Annotated in this window: 17 protein-coding genes and 2 pseudogenes; 10 read left to right on the top strand and 9 right to left on the bottom strand. The window is 61.6% G+C overall.

Annotated features, from left to right (window positions below; all coding sequences use genetic code 11):
* Window positions 1-151 precede the first annotated feature (151 nt).
* Window positions 152-1,834 carry a dihydroxy-acid dehydratase gene (ilvD, locus tag ABIE16_RS23080; RefSeq protein WP_090454829.1) on the top strand — a complete coding sequence of 561 codons (1,683 nt, stop codon included), beginning with the start codon at window positions 152-154 and terminating at the stop codon, window positions 1,832-1,834.
* 191 nt (window positions 1,835-2,025) lie between these two features.
* Here the strand turns inward: ilvD and ABIE16_RS23085 are convergent, their stop codons facing one another.
* Window positions 2,026-2,676, bottom strand: a complete 651-nt coding sequence (locus tag ABIE16_RS23085) for a DUF2238 domain-containing protein (protein ID WP_218498378.1) — start codon at window positions 2,674-2,676, stop codon at window positions 2,026-2,028.
* Between the two features lie 157 nt (window positions 2,677-2,833).
* Here ABIE16_RS23085 and ABIE16_RS23090 point away from each other — a divergent pair, with 157 nt between their 5' ends.
* A complete protein-coding gene (locus ABIE16_RS23090) occupies window positions 2,834-3,265 on the top strand; it encodes a nuclear transport factor 2 family protein (RefSeq protein WP_429522017.1) in 432 nt (143 codons plus the stop codon).
* A gap of 269 nt (window positions 3,266-3,534) precedes the next feature.
* Here the strand turns inward: ABIE16_RS23090 and ABIE16_RS23095 are convergent, their stop codons facing one another.
* Window positions 3,535-4,350 (bottom strand): cupin domain-containing protein, encoded by an 816-nt coding sequence (locus ABIE16_RS23095; RefSeq protein WP_429522018.1) that lies wholly within the window; start codon window positions 4,348-4,350, stop codon window positions 3,535-3,537.
* 134 nt (window positions 4,351-4,484) lie between these two features.
* Between ABIE16_RS23095 and ABIE16_RS23100 the strand changes: the two genes are divergently transcribed.
* Window positions 4,485-5,003 carry a carboxymuconolactone decarboxylase family protein gene (locus ABIE16_RS23100; protein ID WP_349736115.1) on the top strand — a complete coding sequence of 173 codons (519 nt, stop codon included), beginning with the start codon at window positions 4,485-4,487 and terminating at the stop codon, window positions 5,001-5,003.
* 183 nt (window positions 5,004-5,186) lie between these two features.
* On the opposite strand, the gene ABIE16_RS23105 is transcribed toward ABIE16_RS23100, so the two are convergent.
* Together ABIE16_RS23105 and ABIE16_RS23110 are read right to left on the bottom strand one after the other, a co-directional pair.
* A complete protein-coding gene (locus ABIE16_RS23105; RefSeq protein WP_429522019.1) occupies window positions 5,187-6,275 on the bottom strand; it encodes a polyamine ABC transporter substrate-binding protein in 1,089 nt (362 codons plus the stop codon).
* Window positions 6,276-6,329: 54 nt separating this feature from the next.
* Window positions 6,330-7,631 (bottom strand): NAD(P)/FAD-dependent oxidoreductase, encoded by a 1,302-nt coding sequence (locus tag ABIE16_RS23110; protein ID WP_429522020.1) that lies wholly within the window; start codon window positions 7,629-7,631, stop codon window positions 6,330-6,332.
* Window positions 7,632-7,794: 163 nt separating this feature from the next.
* Between ABIE16_RS23110 and ABIE16_RS23115 the strand changes: the two genes are divergently transcribed.
* The gene (locus ABIE16_RS23115; RefSeq protein WP_429522021.1) at window positions 7,795-8,694 is read left to right on the top strand and encodes a LysR substrate-binding domain-containing protein; all 900 of its coding nucleotides are present in this window, start codon (window positions 7,795-7,797) and stop codon (window positions 8,692-8,694) included.
* A gap of 121 nt (window positions 8,695-8,815) precedes the next feature.
* On the opposite strand, the gene ABIE16_RS23120 is transcribed toward ABIE16_RS23115, so the two are convergent.
* Genes ABIE16_RS23120 through ABIE16_RS23130 form a run of 3 tightly spaced genes read right to left on the bottom strand, consistent with a single transcriptional unit; the run spans window position 8,816 to window position 11,789 of the window.
* Entirely contained in the window at window positions 8,816-10,324 is a 1,509-nt protein-coding gene (locus tag ABIE16_RS23120) for a tripartite tricarboxylate transporter permease (RefSeq protein ID WP_057715391.1), read from the bottom strand.
* A gap of 15 nt (window positions 10,325-10,339) precedes the next feature.
* The gene (locus ABIE16_RS23125) at window positions 10,340-10,822 is read right to left on the bottom strand and encodes a tripartite tricarboxylate transporter TctB family protein (RefSeq protein WP_154910566.1); all 483 of its coding nucleotides are present in this window, start codon (window positions 10,820-10,822) and stop codon (window positions 10,340-10,342) included.
* Between the two features lies 1 nt (window position 10,823).
* Window positions 10,824-11,789, bottom strand: coding sequence for a Bug family tripartite tricarboxylate transporter substrate binding protein (locus ABIE16_RS23130; protein WP_057715393.1), 966 nt, complete (start codon window positions 11,787-11,789; stop codon window positions 10,824-10,826).
* Window positions 11,790-12,045: 256 nt separating this feature from the next.
* Here ABIE16_RS23130 and ABIE16_RS23135 point away from each other — a divergent pair, with 256 nt between their 5' ends.
* Window positions 12,046-14,442 carry a DUF3772 domain-containing protein gene (locus tag ABIE16_RS23135; protein WP_340315657.1) on the top strand — a complete coding sequence of 799 codons (2,397 nt, stop codon included), beginning with the start codon at window positions 12,046-12,048 and terminating at the stop codon, window positions 14,440-14,442.
* A 106-nt stretch (window positions 14,443-14,548) separates the two neighbouring features.
* Here ABIE16_RS23135 and ABIE16_RS23140 read toward each other — a convergent pair whose 3' ends face one another.
* Window positions 14,549-16,039, bottom strand: coding sequence for an aldehyde dehydrogenase family protein (locus tag ABIE16_RS23140; RefSeq protein ID WP_429522022.1), 1,491 nt, complete (start codon window positions 16,037-16,039; stop codon window positions 14,549-14,551).
* 48 nt (window positions 16,040-16,087) lie between these two features.
* Entirely contained in the window at window positions 16,088-16,477 is a 390-nt protein-coding gene (locus ABIE16_RS23145; RefSeq protein WP_429522023.1) for a c-type cytochrome, read from the bottom strand.
* 281 nt (window positions 16,478-16,758) lie between these two features.
* Between ABIE16_RS23145 and ABIE16_RS23150 the strand changes: the two genes are divergently transcribed.
* From ABIE16_RS23150 to ABIE16_RS23170, 5 genes and pseudogenes are all read left to right on the top strand, one after another.
* Window positions 16,759-18,081: a hypothetical protein gene (locus tag ABIE16_RS23150; RefSeq protein WP_102672322.1), complete on the top strand. Its 1,323-nt coding sequence runs from the start codon at window positions 16,759-16,761 to the stop codon at window positions 18,079-18,081.
* Window positions 18,082-18,354: 273 nt separating this feature from the next.
* Window positions 18,355-18,861 (top strand): annotated as a pseudogene (locus ABIE16_RS23155) (cache domain-containing protein); the annotation flags it as partial.
* Window positions 18,862-19,230: 369 nt separating this feature from the next.
* Window positions 19,231-20,262 (top strand): annotated as a pseudogene (locus ABIE16_RS23160) (methyl-accepting chemotaxis protein); the annotation flags it as partial.
* Window positions 20,263-20,920: 658 nt separating this feature from the next.
* Entirely contained in the window at window positions 20,921-22,234 is a 1,314-nt protein-coding gene (locus ABIE16_RS23165) for an amino acid permease (protein WP_429522024.1), read from the top strand.
* Window positions 22,227-23,507, top strand: coding sequence for an aspartate aminotransferase family protein (locus ABIE16_RS23170; RefSeq protein ID WP_429522025.1), 1,281 nt, complete (start codon window positions 22,227-22,229; stop codon window positions 23,505-23,507). Before ABIE16_RS23165 ends, ABIE16_RS23170 begins: the two co-directional genes overlap by 8 nt.

Genomic DNA, 23,507 nt, shown 5'->3' on the forward strand with positions numbered 1-23,507 from the left:
AAACCAAGTTGTCGCGAAGAATATCACGACAAGGCTTACCCGCGCGTCTGTTCCCGACCGGTTAGCCCGGGCCCGGGCGCCCGGCCTTCTATACTCATCCTGTTTTTCTCAACGAGTGTGTGAGCAACAGCCATCAGCGATAGGAGCAGTCATGAGCGACAAAGACGATCTGCGCAAGTACTCCTCTCAGGTAATCGACGGCGTAGAGGCCGCACCGGCACGCGCCATGCTGCGGGCCGTGGGCTTTACCGATGCAGACTTCACCAAGCCGCAGGTCGGCATCGCCTCGACCTGGGCCATGGTCACGCCCTGCAACATGCATATCGACAAGCTGGCGCTCGAAGCCGAAAAAGGCGCGAATGCCGCCGGTGCCAAGGGCGTGATCTTCAACACCATCACCATTTCCGACGGCATCGCCAACGGCACCGAAGGCATGAAGTATTCGCTGGTGTCCCGCGAGGTGATCGCCGACTCCATCGAAGTGGTCACCGGTTGCGAAGGTTTCGACGGCCTGGTGACCATCGGCGGCTGCGACAAGAACATGCCGGGGTGCCTGATCGGCATGGCGCGGCTGAACCGACCGTCGATCTTTGTCTATGGCGGCACCATCCAGCCGGGGGCTGGCCACACCGACATCATTTCCGTGTTCGAGGCCGTGGGCCAACACGCGCGGGGCGACATCAGCGAGATTCAGGTCAAGCAGATCGAGGAAGTGGCGATTCCCGGCCCCGGTTCCTGTGGCGGCATGTACACCGCCAACACCATGGCCTCGGCCATTGAAGCCTTGGGCATGAGCCTGCCCGGTTCCAGCTCCCAGGACGCCATTGGCGCCGACAAGGCGTCGGACAGTTTCCGCGCCGGCCAGCAGGTCATGGAGTTGCTCAAGCTCGACCTCAAGCCTCGCGACATCATGACCCGCAAAGCCTTCGAGAACGCCATTCGCGTGGTGATCGCCCTCGCCGGCTCGACCAACGCCGTGCTGCATCTGCTGGCCATGGCCAATGCGGTGGATGTCGAACTGACCCTGGATGACTTCGTCGAGCTGGGCAAGGTTTCCCCGGTGGTCGCCGACCTGCGCCCCAGCGGTAAATACATGATGAGCGAGCTGGTGGCCATCGGCGGCATTCAACCGCTGATGAAGCGCATGCTCGATGCCGGCATGCTGCACGGCGATGTGCTGACCGTCACCGGCCAGACCCTGGCGGAAAACCTGGCCAGCGTGCCCGACTACCCGGCCGGCCAGGACGTGATCCGGCCTTTCGACCAGCCGATCAAAAAGGACTCCCACCTGGTCATTCTGCGCGGCAACCTCTCGCCCACCGGCGCCGTGGCCAAGATCACCGGCAAGGAAGGCCTGCGCTTCGAAGGCACGGCCCGGGTCTATCACGGTGAAGAAGGTGCGCTGGCCGGCATTCTCAATGGCGAAGTCCAGCCCGGCGAAGTGATCGTGATCCGCTACGAAGGGCCCAAGGGTGGCCCGGGCATGCGCGAAATGCTGTCGCCGACGTCGGCGGTCATGGGCAAGGGCCTGGGCAAGGAGGTGGCGCTGATCACCGACGGGCGTTTTTCCGGCGGTTCCCACGGTTTCGTGGTCGGTCACATCACGCCGGAAGCCTTTGAGGGCGGACCGATTGCACTGGTCGAGAATGGCGACAGGATCATCATCGATGCTGAAACCCGGCTGATCACGGTGGATGTCTCCGACGCCGTGCTGGCCGAGCGCAAGTCGCGCTGGGTGCGGCCGGAATCAAAATACAAGCGCGGGGTGCTGGCCAAGTATGCGAAGACAGTGTCCAGTGCTTCGGAGGGGGCTGTGACGGATAAGTATCTTTAGGCCGCTGGTCCTGCGTTTTCTGGGCTATTGCCATCGCGAGCAAGCTCGCTCCCACAGTTGATCTCCATTTGCCGAAGATCACCTGTAGGAGCGAGCTTGCTCTCGATGGCGTCCTGTCAGGCAACCTCTACCTCAAAACCTGAACCGATCAACCGACCGCGACAGCTGCCCCGCCGAAGCCGTCCACCCGATCACCTTGCAGTCGTCACCGGTTGCTTTTGCGCCATGCCCCGCAAAGACACCAGCAACAGGCTGACAAACGCACCGGCAACCGCGATGGCCATGTCCTTTTGCGAGTCCCAGGGATCGTTTTGCGCACCGACGAAGGCCTTCGCCGTGTCTTTGCCCAGGAAAGCACCGCCGATCCATTCCACCAGTTCGTACAAGGCCGATGTCGACAGCATGATGTTCAGGGTCACGAAAAACAGCCAGAACCCGCGCAGCGGCGTCAGTCGCCACAGGACTTCGCGCACCGGATAAACCAGCAGCAGCCCATAGCTCAGATGTACCAGGCGGTCGTAGTGATTGCGGTGAGCACCTGTCGCCCGGTCGAAACTGAAGCCCAACCACGCCGAAGACCATTGTTCGTAAGGCACCAGGGAATAGGTGTAGTGGGCGCCCAGTTCATGCACGCACAGAAACGCAAACACCAGCGTGATGGACACCGCAGACAAGCGAAACCGGCGAGAAACCGCTACCAACGTCCCCACCAGCAACAGCACCAGCAGGTTTTCCAGCGCCCAGTCCACCCGGCTGCGGGGAGCAAAACCCGACACCACGACAACCAGCAAAAACACCATGAGCAACGTCAGGTCGTGCCGTAAACGCGGGTCAGGCTGCATGGCGCAATACCTCGAAGTCAGGGCATCGCCCTTTTAACTTCGAGGTACGGTCACCGGGCAAGTTCGCTTTTTTCCTCCATCGCATGCTACGTTGTACGATGACTGATGAATACTCGAGCAGTCGTCGCGCTATCCCTACAACAACAAGGAAACACCCATGAAAAAAGCAACAGTGCTGATTGGTTTTCTGTGCCTGTTCAGCGGCTACGTCTCCGCCACCCCGGCCACCGCGGACAAGGACGTGGCCCAGGCTGTCGAACACCTGACCCAGGCCATGCTGCACAAAGACATCCCTGAGCTGAACGCCTTAACCGCCGAGAACCTGACCTACGGGCATTCCAGCGGCAAGATCCAGGACAAGCAGGCCTTCATCGCCGACATCGAAACCGGCAAAAGCGCGTTCAAGACCCTTGAGATGCAAAACCAGAGCATTACCGTCTCCGGCGATGTCGCGCTGGTCCGTCACCACTTCTCGGCGCAAGCGCTCAAAGGCACTGAGGTGGTGCCGACGGAAATCGAAAACTTCCAGATCTGGCAAAAGCAGAACGGCAAATGGCTGCTGGTAGGACGGCAGGCGTTCAAGTTCTGATGCATTGCTAAAACCACCCCATAACCTGTGGGATCGGGCTTGCTCGCGAAGGCGCAGTGTCAGTCAACCTCCCTGTTGGATGTGCCGGCCTCTTCGCGAGCAAGCCCGCTCCCACAGGAATGTTGGCCGGCCACAGAATTGGCATTCACTGAAGATCAGAACTGTGGGATCAGGCTTGCTCGCGAAGGCGCAATGTCAGTCAACCTCCCTGTTGGATGTGCCGGCCTCTTCGCGGGCAAGCCCGCTCCCACAAAGGGGATAGACGGTGGTCAGTTGCCCCTCCATTCCCGCGGGCTGAGCCCGGTCTTGCGACGAAACGCCCGGGCCAGCGCCGAGGGGCTTTCGTAACCGACTTCCTCGGCAATCAACGCAATCGGCCGGCCTTCGCGCAAGCGTTTCTGCGCCAGGCTGATGCGCCAGCTCACAAGGTAATCCACCGGCGTTTGCCCGACCACCCGGCGAAAATGTTCGGCGAAACTGGCCCGCGACATGTTGGCGGCGACCGAGAGTTCGGCCACGCTCCAGGCCTTGGCCGGGGTTTCATGCATCAGGCTCAGGGGCCGCGCCAGGCGCGCATCGGCGAGGCCGGCCATCATGCCCGGTTGCTGGCCACCCGTACTCAGAATGTGCCGCAGCAACAGAATCACCAGCAATTCAAACAACCGGTCCATTACGGCTTCACGCCCGCATGTGCCGTCAAACGCCTCGTTGAACAGCCATTCCAGAGTCCCGGCCAGTGCCGGGATTTCATCGAGCTTGAGCACCAGGTAATCAGGCAGTGCCGCCGCCAGGGCATTGCCCGCGCCGCCGTCGAAATCCAGGGTCGCGCAGACCAGTTGCGAGCCGGACGCTTCTGAAGCGAACAGGCGATGCCGATAGGGTCGGGGGAAAAATATCAGGGTCGGTTCGGTCGGTTGCAGATCCGGCTGATCCCCCAACCTGAGCAGCAACTCACCCGCCTGAAGCAGGTGCAAATGACCGCTGACCTGTTGGCCGTCGAAGGCGGTGGTACCGCAAAACGTGCCGCTATGGAACGTGCCGGCATTGACGCCAAAGTGTGTGAGCAACGTAGACAAGCGATCCATGACAAGGCTCCCGAAGGCATTTCTGGACGATCTGTCGCATATCCTCGACGATTTGCACCCAACAAGCCAGGTGTTCTCCCTAACATCAGCTCCGTACCCAGCGCATTCCGCGCTTCACACCACGGAGTATCACCATGACCCGCATTGCCCCGATCAGTCTGGAACACGCCACCGACGCCACCCGCCCGCTGCTGGAAGGCGTGCAGAAGAAAATCGGCTTTTTGCCCAACGTCTTCAAAGTATTGGCCCACGCCCCGGCGGTGCTGGCCTCGTTCCTGCAAAACTCGGCCGCACTGGGCAAGACGTCCCTGAGCGCCACGGAAAAAGAAGCGGTGTCCCTGGCTACTTCGCAGGTCAACGGCTGCGACTACTGCCTGGCCGCTCACACGCTGTTCGCCAGCAAGGCCGGGCTGTCGAAGCAGGACATCCTCAGCGCACGACACGGTGAACTAAACGCGATAGCCACCCTCGCCCGCCAGATCACCGAAAGCCGTGGCCACCTGACCGTCGAACAGATCGCCGCTGCGCGTGCCGCCGGTATCGACGACGGCAAGATCATCGAAGTGATCGCCCATGTAGCTTCGCAGACATTGACCAACTACCTGAACAACGCCGTGCTGACCGACATCGACTTCCCGGCCATCGATGCCTGAGCCCATGTAGCGTAAATCCAGTCTGAAAAAACCTGTGGGAGCGAACCAAAACCTGTGGGAGCGAGCTTGCTCGCGATGAGGGTGTGCCAGTCGACATCATAGGTGTCTGACATACCGCTATCGCGAGCAAGCTCGCTCCCACAGGTTCAGCGTCACTTCAGATTGATCGCGATCATAAGACGATCAGGTATTGGTTTTCAGCTTGGTCCACAGCCTCGTGCTCAACCGTGCGATGGCCGCGGGCAAGTCCTCGACGGTGAACAGCTTGTCCATCACGTTTTTCGGCGGGTAGATCGCCAGGTCCTGCTTCACCGCCGGGTCAACGAAGGCATCCGCCGCACTGTTGGGGTTGGCGTAATGGATGCTGTTGCTGATGTTGGCAATCACCTTCGGCTCCAGCAGGTAGTTCATGTAGGCGTAGCCGTTGCGCTCATGGGGCGCGTTCTTGGGCATGACCACCATGTCCAGCCACAAGGTGGAACCCTCCTCCGGGATCGAGTACGCAATATCGACCCAGTTTTTCGCCTCCCTGGCACTGGCGGCGGCCTGCACGATGTCGCCGTTGAAACCGATCACCGCGCAGACGTTACCGTTGGCCAGGTCGCTGATGTATTTGGACGCATGGAAATACTGGACGTAAGGCCGGATCTTCAGCAGCGCCTGCTCGGCTTTCTTGTAGTCGGCAGGCTCATGGCTGTGGGGCGGCAGGCCCAGATAGTTAAGCGTGATCGGCAGGATCTGCGTCGGGTTGTCGATGATCGCCACCCCACATTCGCTGAGTTTCTTGATGTTGTTCTCGTCGAAAAACAGGCTCCAGGAGCGAGTTACGTCGGTATTGCCGAAGATCGCCTTGATCTTCTCGACGTTGTAACCGATGCCCGCCGTGCCCCACATGTAGGGGTAGCCGTACTGGTTGCCCGGATCGTTGACCTCAAGCTTCTTCATCAACGCCGGGTCGAGGTTTTTCCAGTTGGGCAACTGGCTCCTGTCGAGTTTCTGGATGGCACCGGCCTTGATCAGGCGCGACAGGAAGTGGTTCGACGGGCTGACCACGTCATACCCGGTGTTGCCGGTCATCAGCTTCGACTCCAGCACTTCGTTGCTGTCGTGTATGTCGTAGGTCGCCTTGATCCCGGTTTCCTTGTTGAAGTTGACCAGGGTGTCGTCGGCGATGTAGCCGTTCCAGTTGGAAATATTGACGGTTTCGTCGGCATGAGTCGCGGCGGAAAAGGTCGAGATCAGGGCCACAAGGGAAAGCGTATTGACGCGCATGTTGAATCACCTTCGATGGGAAGTGCTTTTGTTCTTGTTGTGAAATGGGTGTTTTCAGATTTCGCTTCTGGCCCGGACCGTCTCCACGCGCATACGCAGCATGGCACCGATGTCGAGCAAGGGCTTGGGCGGCAGCCAGCCGGGTTGTGCCCGTTGAATGACCGATTGCAGCAACGGCGAATCACGACCCGAGGCCAACTCCGCCAGCAAGCGGCCCCACAGTGTGCCCCGTGCCACGCCGGAACCATTGCACCCGGCCACGGCGAAAACGCCCTCCTCGACTTTGCCGAAATACGGCTGCCCGGAGCGCGAAGCGCTGAGATGACCGGTCCAGGTGTATTCGATGTCCTGCTCGCCGAGCATCGGGAAACGTCGTTGCAACCCCAGCACATGGTGCTGGCGGCGGATCGACAATTCGCTCAATGAAAGATCCCGCGAGCGGTATTCCGCGGTGTTGCGAATCATCACCCGGCGATCCGGGGTCAGGCGCACCGTGGCGCCCAACGGGCGGGTCGACAGCACGCCCCAGGACGCTGGCGCACCAAGGGCTTGAAACTCTTGATCGCTGAGCGGCCGCGTAAGGCTGGCGCTGAGTTCCATTGCGAAGGTGCCGCTGTCATCGATGCCCGCGCGAGGGATAAAGGCGTTCAGGCAGACCAAAACCTGTTTGGCTTCGACACAGCCGTTTTGGCCCCGGGCGCGAATCCGGCCGGCGCCCAGGCGCTCAAGACCTGCGATATCGGTGTTCTCGTAGACCGTCACTGTCGGCGGCAGGGCATCGAGCAAGCCCCGAACGTACTTCGCCGGTTGCAGCAGCGCATTGCGGTTGCCGCACCAGATCGCGGCGCGGTAGTGCCGGCTGCCGAGTTTTTCGATCAATGGCTCGCCTTGCAGAAATTGCGCGCTGGCGCCAACGGTACGCAGGGTCTGCAGCTTGGCTTCGACATGAGTCAGCTTGCGTGGGTCGCTGACGGCGAAGAAATAACCCGACTCCCTGAAGTCGCATTCGATGCCATGGCGGGTGATCTGCTTGCGGACTTCGTCGGCGGCTGCGCGGCCGATTGCCGTATCCGCTTGATACCCGGCGAATCCGTCGCTCCCCAGTAGCTCCCCGGTAGCGGGATGCTCATGAGCCACCACAAAACCGGAGTTGCGCGCCGAAGCGCCTTGCGCGGCACGCTGGCGGTCAACAACCACGATACGTGCCTGGGGGTGCATTTGCGCCAGAGCGTGCGCCGCACTGAGGCCGGTGATGCCAGCACCGATCACCAGCCAATCGGCTTGCTGCGCGCCTTTGAGCGGCTCGCGCAAGGGGGAACTCCCCGCTTGCGCAATCCAGCCACAGATATTTTCCATGTGTCACCTCAGGTTCTTGTTCTGCGAACCGTCTCGATCCAAAACAGCACTGCATGCAGAATTTGCATAAGCTGTTTTCGAGGACGGTGGCGATGACTAGAATCTAAAGGCTCAAAACGCGGGTAACCAACGTTATTAAATCATCGAGGCATTCTGAAAACGCATGGACAAGATTCGCCACGTGCCCTCGCTGCAGGGCTTGCAGGCTTTGGTCGAGGTTGCCGGGTCAGGCAGCTTCACCCAAGCGGCGCAAAAGCTCTGCCTGACCCAGAGCGCGGTGAGCCGACAGATTCAGCAACTGGAGAGCCACTTTGGCCTGCCGCTGTTTGTCAGGAGCAGCCGCAGCCTTCAACTGACCGCCGAGGGCGAACAGGTACTGGCCAGCGCCCGCAGCATCCTTGAACAGCTGCGTACCCTCGAAGACCGGCTCGCGCCGCAAAAACGCCCGTTCCGCATTCGCATGCACGTGTCACTGGCGGTGCGCTGGCTGCTGCCCAAACTGAGCGATTTCTACCGGCATCACCCGGACGTATCCCTGGCAATCGAAACCGTGGCCACCGAAGTGGTCGAGCCGGCCAGCGACAGTGACGCCTACATTCTCTATCTGCCAGAGCCGTCCACAGCGCCCGATTGCCTGCCCCTGTTCGAAGAGGCATTGGTGCCCGTGTGTGCGCCAGGGCTCGGCACCAACGACCGGCCGTTGGCTTCGCAAGAAGATCTGTCGGGTTTCGCGTTGCTGCACCGCTCCTCCGATCAACATGACTGGAAGGTCTGGCTGTCAGCCCATGGTGGCATGTCGCTGCATGACTACCGGCACATCCCTTTCAACCTCGACGAACTGGCACTCGATGCCGCCGCCCGGGGCCTGGGCGTGGCGATGACCGACATGACCCTGGCGGGTGAGTCGATTCAACGGGGCGAACTGGTGATTCCGTTCGGGGAGCCGTTGAAGACACGGGGGATCTACTCGCTGTGCCTGCAACCCTCGGCGGCATCGCACCCAGCCTGCGCACCGGTCATGCAATGGTTTACCGCGCAAACCACAACACCGCCAGTCAACTAAGCCCCAGAATCTGTGGGAGCGAGCTTGCTCGCGATGAGGGCGTGCCAGTCGGTATCACAGGTGTCTGACACACCGCTATCGCGAGCAAGCTCGCTCCCACAGGAGTTGCGCATCGCAGGACTCAATCATCCTCATGCAACTTGATGCCGCGTTTATGCAGCACATAGGGCACCATCAGCACCAGCAGCGTCAGGGCGAGGAAGAATGCCGAGATCGGTTGCGTGACGAACACCGTCCAGTCGCCCTGGCTGATGGACAAGGCGTTACGCAGTTGTTTCTCGGCCATCGGCCCCAGCAGCATGCCGACGATCACGGGGGCGACGGGGAAGTCGAAACGCCGCATCAACACCCCGCCCCAGCCAATCGCCAACATCAGTATCAGGTCGAAGGATGAGTGGCGCATGCCGTACACGCCAATGGTGGCGAATACCAGGATGCCGGCATTCAGGTATGGCCGGGGGATTTGCAGCAGTTTGACCCACAGCCCCACCAGCGGCAGGTTCAACACCAGCAGGATAACGTTGCCGATGTACAGCGACGCCACCAATGTCCAGACCAGGTCGGCGGAGGTTTCGAACAGCATCGGCCCCGGTTGCAGGTTGTAGTTCTGGAACGCCGCCAGCAGGATCGCAGCGGTAGCGGACGTCGGGATGCCCAAGGTCAGCAACGGCACCAAAGACCCGGTCGCGCTGGCGTTGTTGGCCGCTTCCGGGCCGGCGACGCCTTCGATGGCGCCCTCGCCCTTGTTGGCGGAAAACTCCTTGGGGTACTTGCTGAGCTTGCGCTCGGCGGAATAGGACAAAAAGGTTGGAATCTCGGCACCACCGGCCGGAATCGAACCAAACGGGAAACCGATCAGCGTGCCCCGAAGCCACGCGGGCACCGAGCGTTTCCAGTCCGCGCGGGTCATCCACAACGAGGTCAGGCGATGCCGCCCTTCGTTTGATTCCCCTTGATAGAGCAGGCTGTACAAGGCCTCGCCCACCGCGAACAAGCCGACCGCCACCAGCACCACTTCGATGCCGTCCACCAGTTCGGGCACGCCGAGGGTGTAGCGGGCAATGCCCGAGGTCGAGTCCAGCCCGATCAAACCGATGGTCAACCCGACGCCGAGCGAAGCGAACCCGCGCAGCATCGAAGCGCCGAGCACTGCCGACACGGTGGTGAACGACAGCACCAGGATCGCGAAATATTCGGTCGGCCCAAAATTCAGGGCCAGCCTGGCCACGACGGGTGCGAACAGGGTCAGCAAAACGGTGGCGATGGTGCCGGCGACGAACGAGCCTATCGCCGCCGTTGCCAGCGCAGGTCCCGCCCGGCCGTTGCGCGCCATCAGGTTGCCTTCCAGGGCCGTGACCATGGAGGACGATTCACCGGGTGTGTTGAGCAGGATCGAGGTGGTCGAGCCACCGAACTGTGCGCCGTAATAGATACCGGCGAACATGATCAAGGCGCCCGTGGGGTCGACCTTGGCGGTGATCGGCAACAGCAGGGCCACCGTCAGCGCCGGACCGATCCCCGGCAATACGCCGATGGCGGTGCCGAGCAGGCAGCCGATGAACCCCCACATCAGATTGATCGGCGTCAGTGCCGAGGAAAACCCCATTGCCAGGCTTGAAAGAATGTCCACGGTGTCGGTCTCCTTTCAAAGCCAAATGTTGATCAGCGACGGCAGGGAAACCCCCAGCCCGGCGTTGAACAGCCAATAGATCGGCAAGGTCAAGGCAATGCCGATGGCCAGGTCCCGCACGGGATGACGGCTGCCAAAACCCCGCGCCGAACAGGCGAACAGCAACCCCGCGGCCAGCACGAAACCGATCAGGTTGATCAGCAGGGCCACCCCCACCAACCCTCCAGTAACCCAGGCGGCTCCGGATTTACCGCCAGGGATCGCACCATTGCCGCTGTCCAGTTCGCGAAAACCGCCGGTGAGCGCCTGATAACTCAGCAACAGGCCCACCACGCCGAGAAAGCCGGCGACGATCCAGGGATAGACGTAAGCCGGCAGAATCACGAAGCCCATCTCGGCTGGAAAGCGGTTGGCCCCCACGGCCAGCAAGGCGCTAAGGGCGATCAGTCCAAGGCCGATCGCCAATTGCGTCGGTACGATTGCGCGTGACCCGGCCATCTCAAAGCAGCCCGACCTTGACCAGCATCGCCCGCAGACGCACGTGCTCTTCGTCGACGAACTTGCCGAAGTCATCACCGGTCAACACGCTCTCGGTCCAGGCATTGGTTTTAATGTTGTCTTGCCAGACTTTGCTTTTGCTGGCGGTCACGACCGCGTCGGTCACTTCTTTACGCTGCTCGGCTGTGAGGTTCGCAGCACCGTAGACACCGCGCCAATTGCCGATGATCACGTCGTAGCCGCTTTCCTTGAGGGTCGGCGCATCGATCCCCGGGACACGCTCGGGCGCACCGATGGCCAGCACCCGGATCTGGCCGTTCTTGATGTATTGACCCAGTTCGGCGTAGCCCCCGGTGAGTACCTTGATCTGGCCGCCCAGGGTCTGGGCCACGATTTCACCCCCGCCGCCGGTGGCGATGTAATTGACCTTGTTGACCGGGACATCCAGTTTGCCAGCCAGCTCGGCGATGCCGATGTGGTCGATCGACCCCTTGGAACCACCGCCAAAGGTGACGCCGGTGGGCTTTTCCTTGAAGTCCTTGATCAGGTCATCGAGGGTCTTGTATGGCGAATCCTTGCGCACGGCAATCACGTTGTACTCGGTGAACAGCCGGGCTATGGGCGTCACATCCTTAAGGCTGATCTGCGGTTTGTTCTGTTCGATCCCCGCGACCATGATCGCACCGACCACCAGCAATGCGTTCGGGTCACCCTTGGTGCTGTTGGCAAATTGCGCCAGCCCCAGGGTCCCGCCCGCCCCGCCCTTGTTCTCGAAGGTCGCGGACTTGGCCGTATTGGCCTCGACCATGGCCTTGCCCAGCACCCGGGCGGTCTGGTCGTAACCACCGCCTACCGAACCCGGGGCCATGAATTTCACGGTATCCAACGCGAAGGCTGGTGCGACCAGCACGGCAGCGGTCAAACCGGCGGCCATGCAGCGACTGAAACGACGGATCAAGGCGGACATGGGATCTCCTGGTTGCATTGTTTTTATCGGTGCCGCTTGCCCATCGAGGTGTGCGATGGACCGGGGCCTGCAAACAAGCTTAGGCCATGGATTCATGGGTTGACTTGTTTTGCTGAAACCACCCGCCAAAGGCGCCGCCCCCTTGTGGGAGCCCCCACAGGTTCTCGGTGTTCCATTGCGACAAAACAATGCTCCAGGGTACGTGTCATGGCCTAACCTCATTGGCTAAGTGACCAACAACCCGTCGAGCTCGCCGATGCGCAATGTCTTGAAGTCAATGATTTACGTCGCCTTCGCGGTTCTGGTGGCAAGCCCGGGATGGCTGTTGGCAGGGGATATGGCCGACGCTCCTGCTCTTGCCCCCGCCCCTGCCCCCGCAGCCCCGATCATCAGCATCTCCGACAGCGAATTGCTGGGGGTGCAAAACCAGCTCAACAGCCTCAAGCAGCAGGTTTCCCAGGCCAGCAATTACACCCAGCTGGAAAGCTCACAGGACCAGGTGCAAGTACTGATTCAGGAGATTGAACGCCTGTCCACATCGCTGCTGCCTGGCCAGGCGCAATTGCAGGCGCAACTGAACGTGCTGGGGCCCGTGCCGCTTGACGAGAACGCACAGGTGACATCTGCAATTACTACCCAACGAGACGCCCTCGGCGAGCAAAAAAACAAGATCGACAGCCAACTCAAAACCCTGGCCGCGCTTAAAATAAGTGCCGCCGAGCTGATCACCCAGATTGCCAGCATTCGGCGCAGCTTGCTGGAAGCGGAAGTGACTCAGCAGACCAGCAGTATCCTGAGCCCGAGATTCTGGTCGCCATTGTTCGCTCTTCCGATCGAGGACCGCCAACGTTTCAGCGTCCTCATCGAGCAACTCGAGGCCACGCACCGGGCCGCCTGGCAACCCGGACAACGCGGGATCACGGCCATCCTGTTGATCCTGGCCCTGCTCATATGGACCGTGGGTCGAGACCTCGCCGGCCGGGTTCTGGCGTGGCTGTGCTTTCATCGAATGCCTGCAGGCCGGCTCCGGCGCAGCTCCCTTGCGCTGGCGTCGGTGATGGCGACGGTGCTGACCGCTGGCATCGCCCTGCAACTGCTGCATTTTGCCGGGACCCGGCAACTGCCCTACCCCCCCCTGCTGGCCGACCTGGCGCAATATCTGGAAAAGCTGGCCTATACCTGCGTACTGATCACCGGATTGAGCCGCGCACTGTTGTCCACCAAACATCCTTCCTGGCGCCTGCCCGATATTGCCGATCCGGTGGCGCTGGCGATGGAGCCCTATCCGAGGTTGCTGGCCAGCCTGCTGCTGGTGCTGGTGACCCTGGTGCAGATGAGCAATGTCACCGGCATGAGCGCCGAAGTGGTGTTGTTCGGTCGGGGCATCGTGGCATTGGTCGCGGCACTGGTGATCGGTGCGCTGCTGTTGCGCGTCAGCAAGACGCGCAGAGACCTGATCGTTGCCGGAGAAGCCCCCGAAGGCGTCACCACCTTCGCCGGCCTGATTTACACGTTCACGGGCGCTGCCGTGGTGGTGTCCCTGTTCGCCCTGTTGATCGGCTACGTGACGATGGCCCGGTTCATCACCTATGAAATGGTCTGGATATTCATCATCTGCGCCGGTTTCTACCTGCTCACACAGGTCTATCAGGACACCTGCGACTACGTTTTTTCGCCCCGGCAACCCACCGGCAAGACCATCAAACAGCTGCTGGGCATCGGCAATCCGCGCCTGGAACAGATCTGCACCGTGCTATCCGGGGCCGGCCGCGCCATCCTGATACTGATTGGCCTCATTGCGCTGTTTGTCGGCGGGATCGGTACGACACTCGGGCAACTGTTCACCGGCACTGTGGCCGTACTCGGCGGTGAAGGGCTGCGCAAGCTGAACATCGTCCCGGACAATTTGATGCATGCCCTCCTGACACTGATGATCGGTGTCTACCTGATTCGTACCCTGCGCCGCTGGCTGGATCGCGAATTCCTGCCGAAAACCGAGATGGACCCGGGCATGTGCGCCTCGCTGAGCACCCTGTTCGCCAACATCGGCTACGTGTCCGTCGTCCTGCTCACGCTGGCGTCGCTGGGGATCAAGTGGACCAACCTGGCCTGGATTGTCAGTGCCTTGTCGGTGGGTATCGGCTTTGGCCTTCAGGAGATCGTGAAGAACTTCATCTCCGGCCTGATCCTGCTGACCGAGCGCCCGGTGAAAGTCGGCGACCTGATCAGCATCAGCGGCGTCGAAGGCGACATCCGCCGGATCAACGTACGGGCCACGGAAATACAACTGGCCGACCGCTCGATCATGATCGTGCCCAACTCCCACCTGATTTCGCAGAACCTGCGCAACGTCACCCTCGGCGGCAGCGCCCAAGGCGTGGTGATACTCGAGCTGATGTTCCCGTTGGATATCGATCCGGAGCTGGTGCAAAACCTGCTGATGGACACCTACACCGAGCATGAATCCATTCTGGATAAACCAACGCCGTTTTTGCGCTTCAGCCAGCTGAAACCCGAAGGAATCACATTGACCATCACCGGCTATGTCGGCAGCCCACGCACGGTCGGCGCGATCAAGAGCCAGCTGCTGTTTGAAATTCTCAAGCGGTTGGGGGCCGCCGGGATTGAACTGGCGAAACCGCCTGCAGCGTGATGTGGGGGCGAGCCTGCTCGCGATGGTCGCCAACGATAACGCGAACTAACTGACAGACCGCATTATCTTGACGTTTTTCGCGAGCAAGCTCGCTCCTACAGGTTGATCAATGTGCGATGCACACCGACTTGAGCTCGGTGTAAGCCTCGATCACCGCACGACCGAACTCACGGCCCATGCCCGATTGCTTGACGCCACCGAACGGCATCGCCGGGTCGAGCAGCACGTGGGCGTTGACCCAGACCGTACCGGCTTCGATGCGAGGCACCAGGTTCATCGCTTTGCCCAGGTCATTGGTCCACAGGCTGGCCGCCAGGCCGTAGCGGTTGTCGTTGGCCTGTTCGATCACGGCGTCTTCGTCGTCGAACGGCATCACGCCCAGAACCGGGCCGAACACTTCTTCGCGGGCCACGGCCATGCTGTGGTCGATGCCCGCCAGAATGGTTGGCTGCACGAAGAAACCATCACCCTCCAGCAACTCGCCGCCAGTCACCACCCGCGCACCTTGCTGGCGGGCCAGTTCGATGTGCTTGAGCACGCTTTGTTGTTGCTTGCGCGATACCAGCGGGTTGATTGCCGCGTCGCAATTCATGCCGGCGCCAATCGGCATCGAAGAGACGGCGGCAGCCAGGGCTTCGACGAATTGGTCGTGGATCGAACGGTGCACGTAGAAGCGCGAGGCCGCGGCGCAGACCTGGCCGTTGTTCAGCAAGCCGCCGAGGATCGCGCCTTGCACGGCTTTTTCGATGTCGGCATCGGCGAGCACGATCATCGGGTTCTTGCCGCCCAGTTCCAGGGAGAAGCGCGTCATGTTCTCCATGCACGCCACGCCGACACTCTTGCCCACGGCGGTGGAACCGGTGAACGACACTTTGCTCACCAAAGGATGCTGGGTCAGCACGCCGCCAACGGAGGCGCCGCCACCGGTAACCACGTTGAATACGCCAGCCGGGATGCCGGCTTCCAGCGCCAGTTCAGCCAGGCGCATGGCGGTCAGCGGGGTTTCCATCGCCGGCTTGATGATCACCGTGCAACCGGTGGCCAGGGCTGGCATCAGCTTCCAGGCGGCGATCAGCAGCGGGAAGTTCCACGGCACGATGCCGACTACCACCCCCACCGGCTCACGTTTGGTGAAGGCGGTGAACTTCGCACCGGGTGGCAACGGGATCGACACGTCGAAGGTCTGGCCTTCGATCTTGGTCGCCCAACCGGACATGTAGCGCATGAACTCCACCGTGGCGTTGAGGTCCAGGGCGCGGGCCATGTTGATCGACTTGCCCTGGCTCAGGGTTTCCAACTGAGCCAGTTCTTCGGCGTGCTCTTCGACCAGGCGGGTGAAGTTCAGCAGGATGCGTTCACGGTCCGCCGGGCGCAGGCTCGACCACACGCCGGACTTGAACGCCTTGTGGGACGACTGCACGGCGCGCTCGACGAGTTCCAGCGGTGCATCCAGGGTTTCGCACAGGGTTTGCCCGGTGGCCGGGTTGACCACGGCAATGCTGTCGCCCTCGGCAAGCACCCACTGGCCGTCAATGAAGCAGCCGTGACGACGTTCGAGGAATGCAGCAACCTGGGGCAGGATTTCAACGTTGCTCATAATTCACCTTTCATTCAGACGATGTGTTCAGGCGCAAATCCGGCCTGATCAGTGTTGTTCTTTGAGGAAGCACGCGACCGCCTGGCGGTCGTCGGCGGAAGCCAGGCCCATGTAGGGCATGTAGGTGCCCGGCACGAAAGCCTGGGGCTGGGTGATCAATTGCGTGATGTTCTCGGTCTGCCAGTCGACGTCTTTGTCGCGCATGGCCTGGGAGTAGCTGAAACCCGCCAGCGAGCCGGACTTGCGCCCATACACACCGAACAGGTTCGGCCCCATCATGCCGGTCGTGCCCTTGGTCACCGCGTGGCAGACGCTGCACTCAGTGGCAAACACTTCGGCACCACGACGCGTGTCCGGGGCGCACTCGGCGGCGGACACCGCCTGAACCAAGGTGAAAGACAGCAAACCGATCACGGGCAAACGCAGCGAAGTGAACATAGGAAAACGACCTTGAAAATCCACGCGCCCGCCAGCAGGCGAACGCCAACACTAAAAATGCCGAGGCACGGTGCTTCGGCAGGTTGGTAGGGATTGTCGGTGGTCGCCGGCACGCAGGTTTTGCCCTGCGTGCCAGTTGTATTGGCCGGGCTGCCAAACCGGACAATCTGGCATGCACAACCAACTAATTGGCAAACAGGGAAAAGGGCAAACAATAGCCGCGCCTTAGTATCCGGACAGACCGCAAACCTGCGCTCAAGAACAAGAACGGATGCCACACCATGCTCAAGTCCCCCTTGCTTCGTCTCTCGACGCTCGCGCTGATGATCAGTGCCGGCAATGCCGGTGCCTATGAACTCTACGCCGATGACGACAGCCATCTGAACGCTACCCTCGAAGCCGTGTTCGGCATTTTCCACAGTCAGGAAAACTACGCCCTGTCCGGTCGCCTGAATGAAGGCAGCTCGTCGTGGCGCGAGGGCTACATCAAATACGGCTTGAGCTTCGATCAAGGCCTGGGCGGTGTGGGCACCGCGTACGGCGCGGCGAACATGCTCAGCTCCGGCACTTGGGGCGATGGCGATGCCGCCGGCTTCTCCGATGGTTCGGAACGCACCACCAAGTTCGAAGACGCCTACCTCGGCTGGCGCTCGGCCGATCTGTTCGGCGCGCTGGGCAGTGACGGCGTCGACCTGTCCTTCGGTCGTCAGAACATTGTGGTCGGTGACGGTTTCCTGATCGACGGCGACGCGTTGAACATGGGCAAAGGCCTGGCCGACGGCGAATTCAACCGCGGCGGCGCCTACTACCTGGCGGCACGCAAGGCCTTCGACGAAACCGCCGTATTGCGTCTGGGTGGCAAGGAAGGCTGGCGTAGCGACCTGATGTGGCTCAAATCCGACAACCGCGCCCAGGCCAAGACCGAAATGTACGTCGGCACCCTGGAGCACGTGGCCGAGGCCGGCACGGTCGGCCTGACCTTCATCAAGACCACCGATATCGATGAACAGTACGCCTCGCCGATCCAGCTCGAACGCGACGGCATGAAGACCTACAGCCTGCGTGCGGCGGGCAACGCCGGGGTGAAAGACCTGTTCCTGTCCGGTGAATACGCCAAGCAGGACAAACCTCACACCACCAGCGAAGACGCCTGGTACCTGGAAGCCGGCTGGACCTTCTCCGACGCGGTCTGGACGCCTAGCGCCAGCTACCGCTACAGCCGCTTCTCGGAAGGCTACGACACCCTGTTCTACGGTTTCAGCCGTGGCTACGGCACCTGGTTCCAGGGTGAAGTGGCGGGCAACTACGCCGGGCCGTTCAACAGCAACTCGCGCATCCAGAACGTCACACTGAAAGTTTCGCCACTGGAGAACCTCACCGTCGGCGCGATGTACTTCAACTTCGACACCATCGACCGCAACCTGGGCAACACCGATGGCCACGAAGTCGACCTGTACGCCGAATGGCACGTCAACGACCACCTGACCGTGATGCCACTGGTGGGCATCTACCAACCGGACAAGAGCGCCGAAGACGGTGGTACCCAACTGGGTAACAACGACAAGAACGTCTACGCCCAGGTGGTGTTCGCCACCGGCTTCTAATCTCGGCCGCGGGCAGTGGCCACGCCATTGCCCGCGTGGAAAAAGGTATTTCCAATGCACAGAACATTCCTGACGATCCAGAGCAAGATCGCCCTGCTCGCCGGTCTCTGCCTGCTGTTGGTCGTCGGCTTGTTGATGGGTTTGTCGCTCTATCAGACCCACAAGAGCAGCCGGCAAGTGGCCGAGGCCAGCGGCGACATGCTCGCCAATGCGGCCAGGGAACACATGCAGGCCCTGGGCAAAGTGCAGGCGATGCAAGTGCAGCGCACCTTCATGCAGACCTACGAATACGGCCAGGGGTTATCGCGCTACTTGTTGTACCTGCGACAGTTGCAGCATCAGGGCAGCCTGACTCGCCCGCAACTGCGCCAGGAACTCAGCACCCAGCTTCACCAAGCCCTGATCGACAAGCCCGACCTGCTCGGGCTTTATGTCATTTTCGAACCCGGTGGACTCGACGGTGCCGACGCCGACTTCGCCGGCCAGGCCGCCTTGGGCAGCAACGAAACCGGTCGCTTTGCGCTCTATTGGGTGCAGAGCAAACCCGGCGAACTGCAAGCGGTCATCGGCGACGAAGGCCTGCTTGCCAACACCGAGCCGGGGCCGAGCGGCGCACCGTACAACGCCTTCTACACCTGTGCCCGCGACACCGGCCAGGCCTGTGTGCTGGAACCTTATTTCGACGAGGCCTCCGGCAGCCGCAAACTGGTGACCAGCGTTGCCTTCCCGCTGCTGGAAAACGGCAAAGTCATTGCCGTGGTGGGACTGGATATCAACCTCGCCGCCTTGCAACACAACAGCGAAGCCAGCGCCCGTGAACTGTTCGATGGCAACGGCCAGATCAGCATCGTCAGCCCCCGTGGGGTGATTTCTGCCAACAGCCAGGACGTCGGTCGCCTCGGTCAGCCGATGGACAATGCCGAGGTGATGGACAGCCTGCGTCAGGGCCAGCCCAAAGTGTTTGTCGACGCCCGGCAAATCAAGGTGCTTGAGCCGCTGGCGCCGATTGCCGGAGCCGCGCCATGGGGCGTGTTGGTCGGTGTGCCGCAGAGCGTGTTGCTGGCACCGGTCACCACGCTGCAGAACGAACTCGATGCCCAGGGCGTGCAAAGCACCGCGCTGGAGCTGTTGCTCGGTGGCGGTTCGGCCCTGCTCGGCCTGCTGCTGATCTGGTACACCGCGCAACGCATCACCCGGCCGCTGCAAGTGCTGACCCGGGTCATGGAAGACATCTCCCTCGGCGAAGGCGACCTGACCCGTCGCCTGCAAGTGCAATCGCGAGATGAAATCGGCCGACTGGCGACCGCCTTCAACCGCTTTGTCGAGCGCATCCACCATTCGATCCGCGAGGTGTCATCGGCGGCGTTGGGGGTGAACGAAGGCGCTCGGCGGGTACTGGATGCTTCAAACTCGTCGATGAGCAATTTCGACGATCAATCCACCCGCACCAACAGCGTGGCGGCGGCAATCAACCAGCTCGGCGCCGCCGCGCAGGAGATCGCCCATAACGCCTGCGATGCCTCGCAACAGGCTTCGTCCGCACGGCAGCAAGCCGAGGATGGACGCCAGGTGGTGCAGCGCACGATCGAGGTGATGAACGAACTGTCCGGCAAGATCAGTGCCTCCTGCGCCAACATCGAAGTGCTCAACGACAAGACCGTGAACATCGGGCAGATCCTCGAAGTGATCAAGGGCATCTCCCAACAGACCAACCTGCTGGCGCTCAACGCAGCGATTGAAGCGGCGCGGGCGGGTGAAGCGGGTCGTGGGTTTGCGGTGGTGGCGGACGAAGTGCGCAGCTTGGCCGGACGCACCCAGGCCTCGGCGCTGGAGATCCAGCAGATGATCGAAGAGCTGCAAGTGGGCGCGCGGGAATCGGTCACCACCATGACCGTGAGCCAGCGCCACAGCGAAGAAAGCGTCACCATCGCCAACCTCGCCGGCTCCCGCCTGGGCAGCGTGACCCAGCGCATCGGCGAGATCGACAACGTCAACCAGTCCGTCGCCGCCGCCACCGAAGAACAGACCGCGGTGGTCGAGGCCCTGAATGTCGATATCACCCAGATCAACACCCTGAACCGGCAAGGCGTGGAGAATTTGCAATCGACATTGAGGGCTTGTACCGAGCTGGAGCAACAGGCGGCGCGGTTGAATCAGTTGGTGGGGAGTTTTCGGATCTGAGATTTTGGTTGCCTGATATGCCGCCATCGCGAGCAAGCTCGCTCCCACAATTGGATTTCTGTCGCACACAAAAACCGTGTACACCGCAGATCCCTTGTGGGAGCGAGCTTGCTCGCGATGAGGCCACCACATCCAACACCATCGTTGACTGACACTCCGCCATCGCGAGCAAGCTCGCTCCCACACTGGATTTTTGCCATACACAAACTTTGTGGTCACCCGAGATCCCTGTGGGAGCGAGCTTGCTCGCGATGAGGCCACCACATCCAGCATCATCGTTGACTGACACTCCGCCATCGCGAGCAAGCCCGCTCCCACATTTTAATTTCTGCCGCACACAAAATCCGTGTACACCGCAGATCCCTTGTGGGAGCGAGCTTGCTCGCGATGAGGCCACCACATCCAGCACCATCGTTGACTGACACTCCACCATCGCGAGCAAGCTCGCTCCCACAGAGATCAAGGCAAGCCCGCACAAATCTGGCACCCACAACCAACCACATGGCATGCGCGCAAACATGTCGCCGCGCCCCCCGGGCGTAGTATCGAACCCGACCTCAGGGCACAACCCGCTCCTGGGCGCCCTGCAATGCAACGCTGAACCCCTCCATTTCTCACTAACAACAATAAATCGACCCTCGGGTCGCGGGAGACTTCTGTGCTTAAGAAAAGTGCGCTGGGCTGGCCAAAGATTGCCGGACTCGGAATTGCGTTGGTGGTGGCCGGGCAGTTTTCCGGCTGGAACTTCGGGCTGGCGGCAGGTGGCTGGCTGAACATGCTGATCGCTACGTTGTTGATGGCCCTGCTCTGCGGCGGCCTGGCGTTGTGCGTGGCGGAAATGTCCACCGCGCTGCCCAGTGCTGGCGGTGTATTCGTCTATGCGCAAAGTGCGTTCGGGCCGTTCGTGGGTTACCTCGTTGGCGTGGCCTGTGCCCTGGCTTTGACCATCGGCACCGGTGCAGCCGCGACCTTTATCTGCGCCTATACCGAATCAATTTTCGGCCTCGGTGGCTGGCCGGTGAAGATCGCCCTGTTCGCCGTGATCATCGGCATCCACATGCGCGGTGTCGGCGAAGCCATGGGCCTGACGTTCATTGCCGGCGTGATCGCCGTCATCGCCCTGCTCACATTTGGCGTGGCCATGGCGCCCCATGTCGAGTTGGCCAATTTGCTGAAGTTGCCCGCCAACGTCGCAACACCGGTCAGCCTTGGCGGTATCTTCGCCTGCGTGCCATTCGCCATCTGGCTGTTCATCACCGTTGAGCAAACCGGCTCGGCCGCCGAGGAGGCGCACAATCCCGGTCGCACCATGCCCCGCGGCATTCTGGCGGCCATTGGCACGTTGCTGGTGACCGCGCTGGTGGTGCTGGTATGCGCACCGGGTGCCGGTGGTGTCGAGCTCGTCGGTTCGGCAGGTGATCCGCTGTATGCCGCGATGTCCAGCAACAGCGCCTTCGGTGAAGGTTCATGGCTGGCCAGGGTGATTGGCTGCGGCGCGGTGTTCGGCCTGATCGCGACCTTCTTCTCGCTGGTCTACGCCGCGTCCCGGCAACTGTTCGCCATGGCCCGCGACGGCTTGTTCCCGCAATGGCTGGGCAAGACCGGCAAGCGCGGCACGCCCTACCCGGCGCTGCTGCTGATCGGTGCCATCGGCCTGCCGCTGTCCGAAGTGGACCCGGCCACGGTGATGCTCGCGGTCGTGCTGTTGCTCAACGTTTGCTACCTGTTCATTTTCGGCGCGTACCTGCACATCAAACGCAACCAACCGGACCTGCCACGGCCGTTCACTCTGGTCGGCGGCAAACTGGTTGCCTGGCTCGGCCTGGCCCTCACGCTGGTGGTGATCGCCGCCTGCTTCCAGCTCGACATGCTGATGCTGATCGCCCTGGCGGTGACCTTCACCCTGTGCATTTTCAATTACCTGTTGCGCAACCGTCGCGCCACCGTCATCGAGGTTCCAGACCATGCCTGAAGACACTCTTTTGCAACGCCGCCATCGCGTGCTCGGCAACGCCTCGCCGCTGTTCTACGACAAGCCCTTGCACCTGGTGCGTGGCGAAGGTGTCTGGCTGTTCGACGTCGACGGTCGCCGCTACCTCGACGTCTACAACAACGTGCCCTGCGTCGGTCACTGTAACCCCCATGTGACCGAGGCCATGCAGCGTCAAGCCACCACGCTGAACATCCACACCCGCTACCTGGATGAACAGGTGGTGTGCTACGCCGAGCGCCTGACCGCGACCTTCGCCGCGCCGCTGGACACCGTCATGTTCACCTGCACCGGCAGCGAGGCCAATGAACTGGCGCTGCGCCTGGCGCGCTTTGCCAGTGGCGGCACCGGCATCATCGTCAGCGACTACAACTACCACGGCAACTCGGCATCGCTGGCCGAAGTCACCACTGCCCTGCCCTCGCCGGAACCCTTCGCCGCCCATGCCCGGGCCGTGCCGATTCCGTGCCTGTACCACGCACCGGCCGGCACCACCGAAGCGCAACTGGCCGAGCAGTACGCGGCCAACATCGCGGCGGCGATTGCCTCGATGCAAGCCCAGGGCATTCGCCCCGCCGCGCTGCTGATCGACACCCTGTTCGCTAACGAAGGGCTGCCACGGGTACCGGCCAGCTTCGTCAACAAGGCGGCAGCGCTGATCCGTGCAGCAGGCGGATTGTTCATCGCCGATGAAGTGCAGTCCGGTTTCGGTCGTACCGGCGATCACCTGTGGGGCCATCAGGCCCACGGCGTGGTGCCGGATATCGTCACCCTTGGTAAACCGATGGGTAACGGCTATCCACTGGCCGGGTTGATCACCCACAAGGCGCTGGTCGAATCCTTCGGCCGCCACGCCATGTACTTCAACACCTTCGGCGGCTCGCCGGTCGCGGCAGCGGTTGGCATGGCGGTGCTGGATGTGATCGAAGAACAGCAACTGCTGAAAAACGCACAAAACGTCGGTGCCTATGTGCAACAACGCCTGCAGGTGTTGGCCGGCAAGCACTCGATCATCGGCGACGTGCGCGGCAAGGGTCTGTTCTTCGCCATGGAGCTGGTACGTGACCACGCCAGCAAGGAACCGGCCGGACTGGAGGCGCGCAAGGTGGTCAACGACATGCGCGAGAACGGCGTGCTTATCAGCAAGATCGGCGCTGGCGACAACATTCTCAAGCTGCGCCCGCCGCTGGTATTCAGCCGCGACCACGCTGACTTGTTCGTCGACACGCTGGACAGCGCCCTGAGCGCGATTTGA

This window comes from Pseudomonas sp. 2725 (assembly GCF_050434585.1).
In the GTDB taxonomy this organism is placed as follows: Bacteria; Pseudomonadota; Gammaproteobacteria; order Pseudomonadales; family Pseudomonadaceae; genus Aquipseudomonas; species Aquipseudomonas jessenii.

What these genes read in the sequence shown, in the direction of transcription:
- ilvD (WP_090454829.1), top strand. Translation starts at nt 152, where the DNA reads ATGAGCGACAAAGACGATCTGCGCAAGTACTCCTCTCAGGTAATCGAC.
- ABIE16_RS23085 (WP_218498378.1), bottom strand. Translation starts at nt 2,676, where the DNA reads ATGCAGCCTGACCCGCGTTTACGGCACGACCTGACGTTGCTCATGGTG.
- ABIE16_RS23090 (WP_429522017.1), top strand. Translation starts at nt 2,834, where the DNA reads ATGAAAAAAGCAACAGTGCTGATTGGTTTTCTGTGCCTGTTCAGCGGC.
- ABIE16_RS23095 (WP_429522018.1), bottom strand. Translation starts at nt 4,350, where the DNA reads ATGGATCGCTTGTCTACGTTGCTCACACACTTTGGCGTCAATGCCGGC.
- ABIE16_RS23100 (WP_349736115.1), top strand. Translation starts at nt 4,485, where the DNA reads ATGACCCGCATTGCCCCGATCAGTCTGGAACACGCCACCGACGCCACC.
- ABIE16_RS23105 (WP_429522019.1), bottom strand. Translation starts at nt 6,275, where the DNA reads ATGCGCGTCAATACGCTTTCCCTTGTGGCCCTGATCTCGACCTTTTCC.
- ABIE16_RS23110 (WP_429522020.1), bottom strand. Translation starts at nt 7,631, where the DNA reads ATGGAAAATATCTGTGGCTGGATTGCGCAAGCGGGGAGTTCCCCCTTG.
- ABIE16_RS23115 (WP_429522021.1), top strand. Translation starts at nt 7,795, where the DNA reads ATGGACAAGATTCGCCACGTGCCCTCGCTGCAGGGCTTGCAGGCTTTG.
- ABIE16_RS23125 (WP_154910566.1), bottom strand. Translation starts at nt 10,822, where the DNA reads ATGGCCGGGTCACGCGCAATCGTACCGACGCAATTGGCGATCGGCCTT.
- ABIE16_RS23130 (WP_057715393.1), bottom strand. Translation starts at nt 11,789, where the DNA reads ATGTCCGCCTTGATCCGTCGTTTCAGTCGCTGCATGGCCGCCGGTTTG.
- ABIE16_RS23135 (WP_340315657.1), top strand. Translation starts at nt 12,046, where the DNA reads ATGCGCAATGTCTTGAAGTCAATGATTTACGTCGCCTTCGCGGTTCTG.
- ABIE16_RS23140 (WP_429522022.1), bottom strand. Translation starts at nt 16,039, where the DNA reads ATGAGCAACGTTGAAATCCTGCCCCAGGTTGCTGCATTCCTCGAACGT.
- ABIE16_RS23145 (WP_429522023.1), bottom strand. Translation starts at nt 16,477, where the DNA reads ATGTTCACTTCGCTGCGTTTGCCCGTGATCGGTTTGCTGTCTTTCACC.
- ABIE16_RS23150 (WP_102672322.1), top strand. Translation starts at nt 16,759, where the DNA reads ATGCTCAAGTCCCCCTTGCTTCGTCTCTCGACGCTCGCGCTGATGATC.
- ABIE16_RS23170 (WP_429522025.1), top strand. Translation starts at nt 22,227, where the DNA reads ATGCCTGAAGACACTCTTTTGCAACGCCGCCATCGCGTGCTCGGCAAC.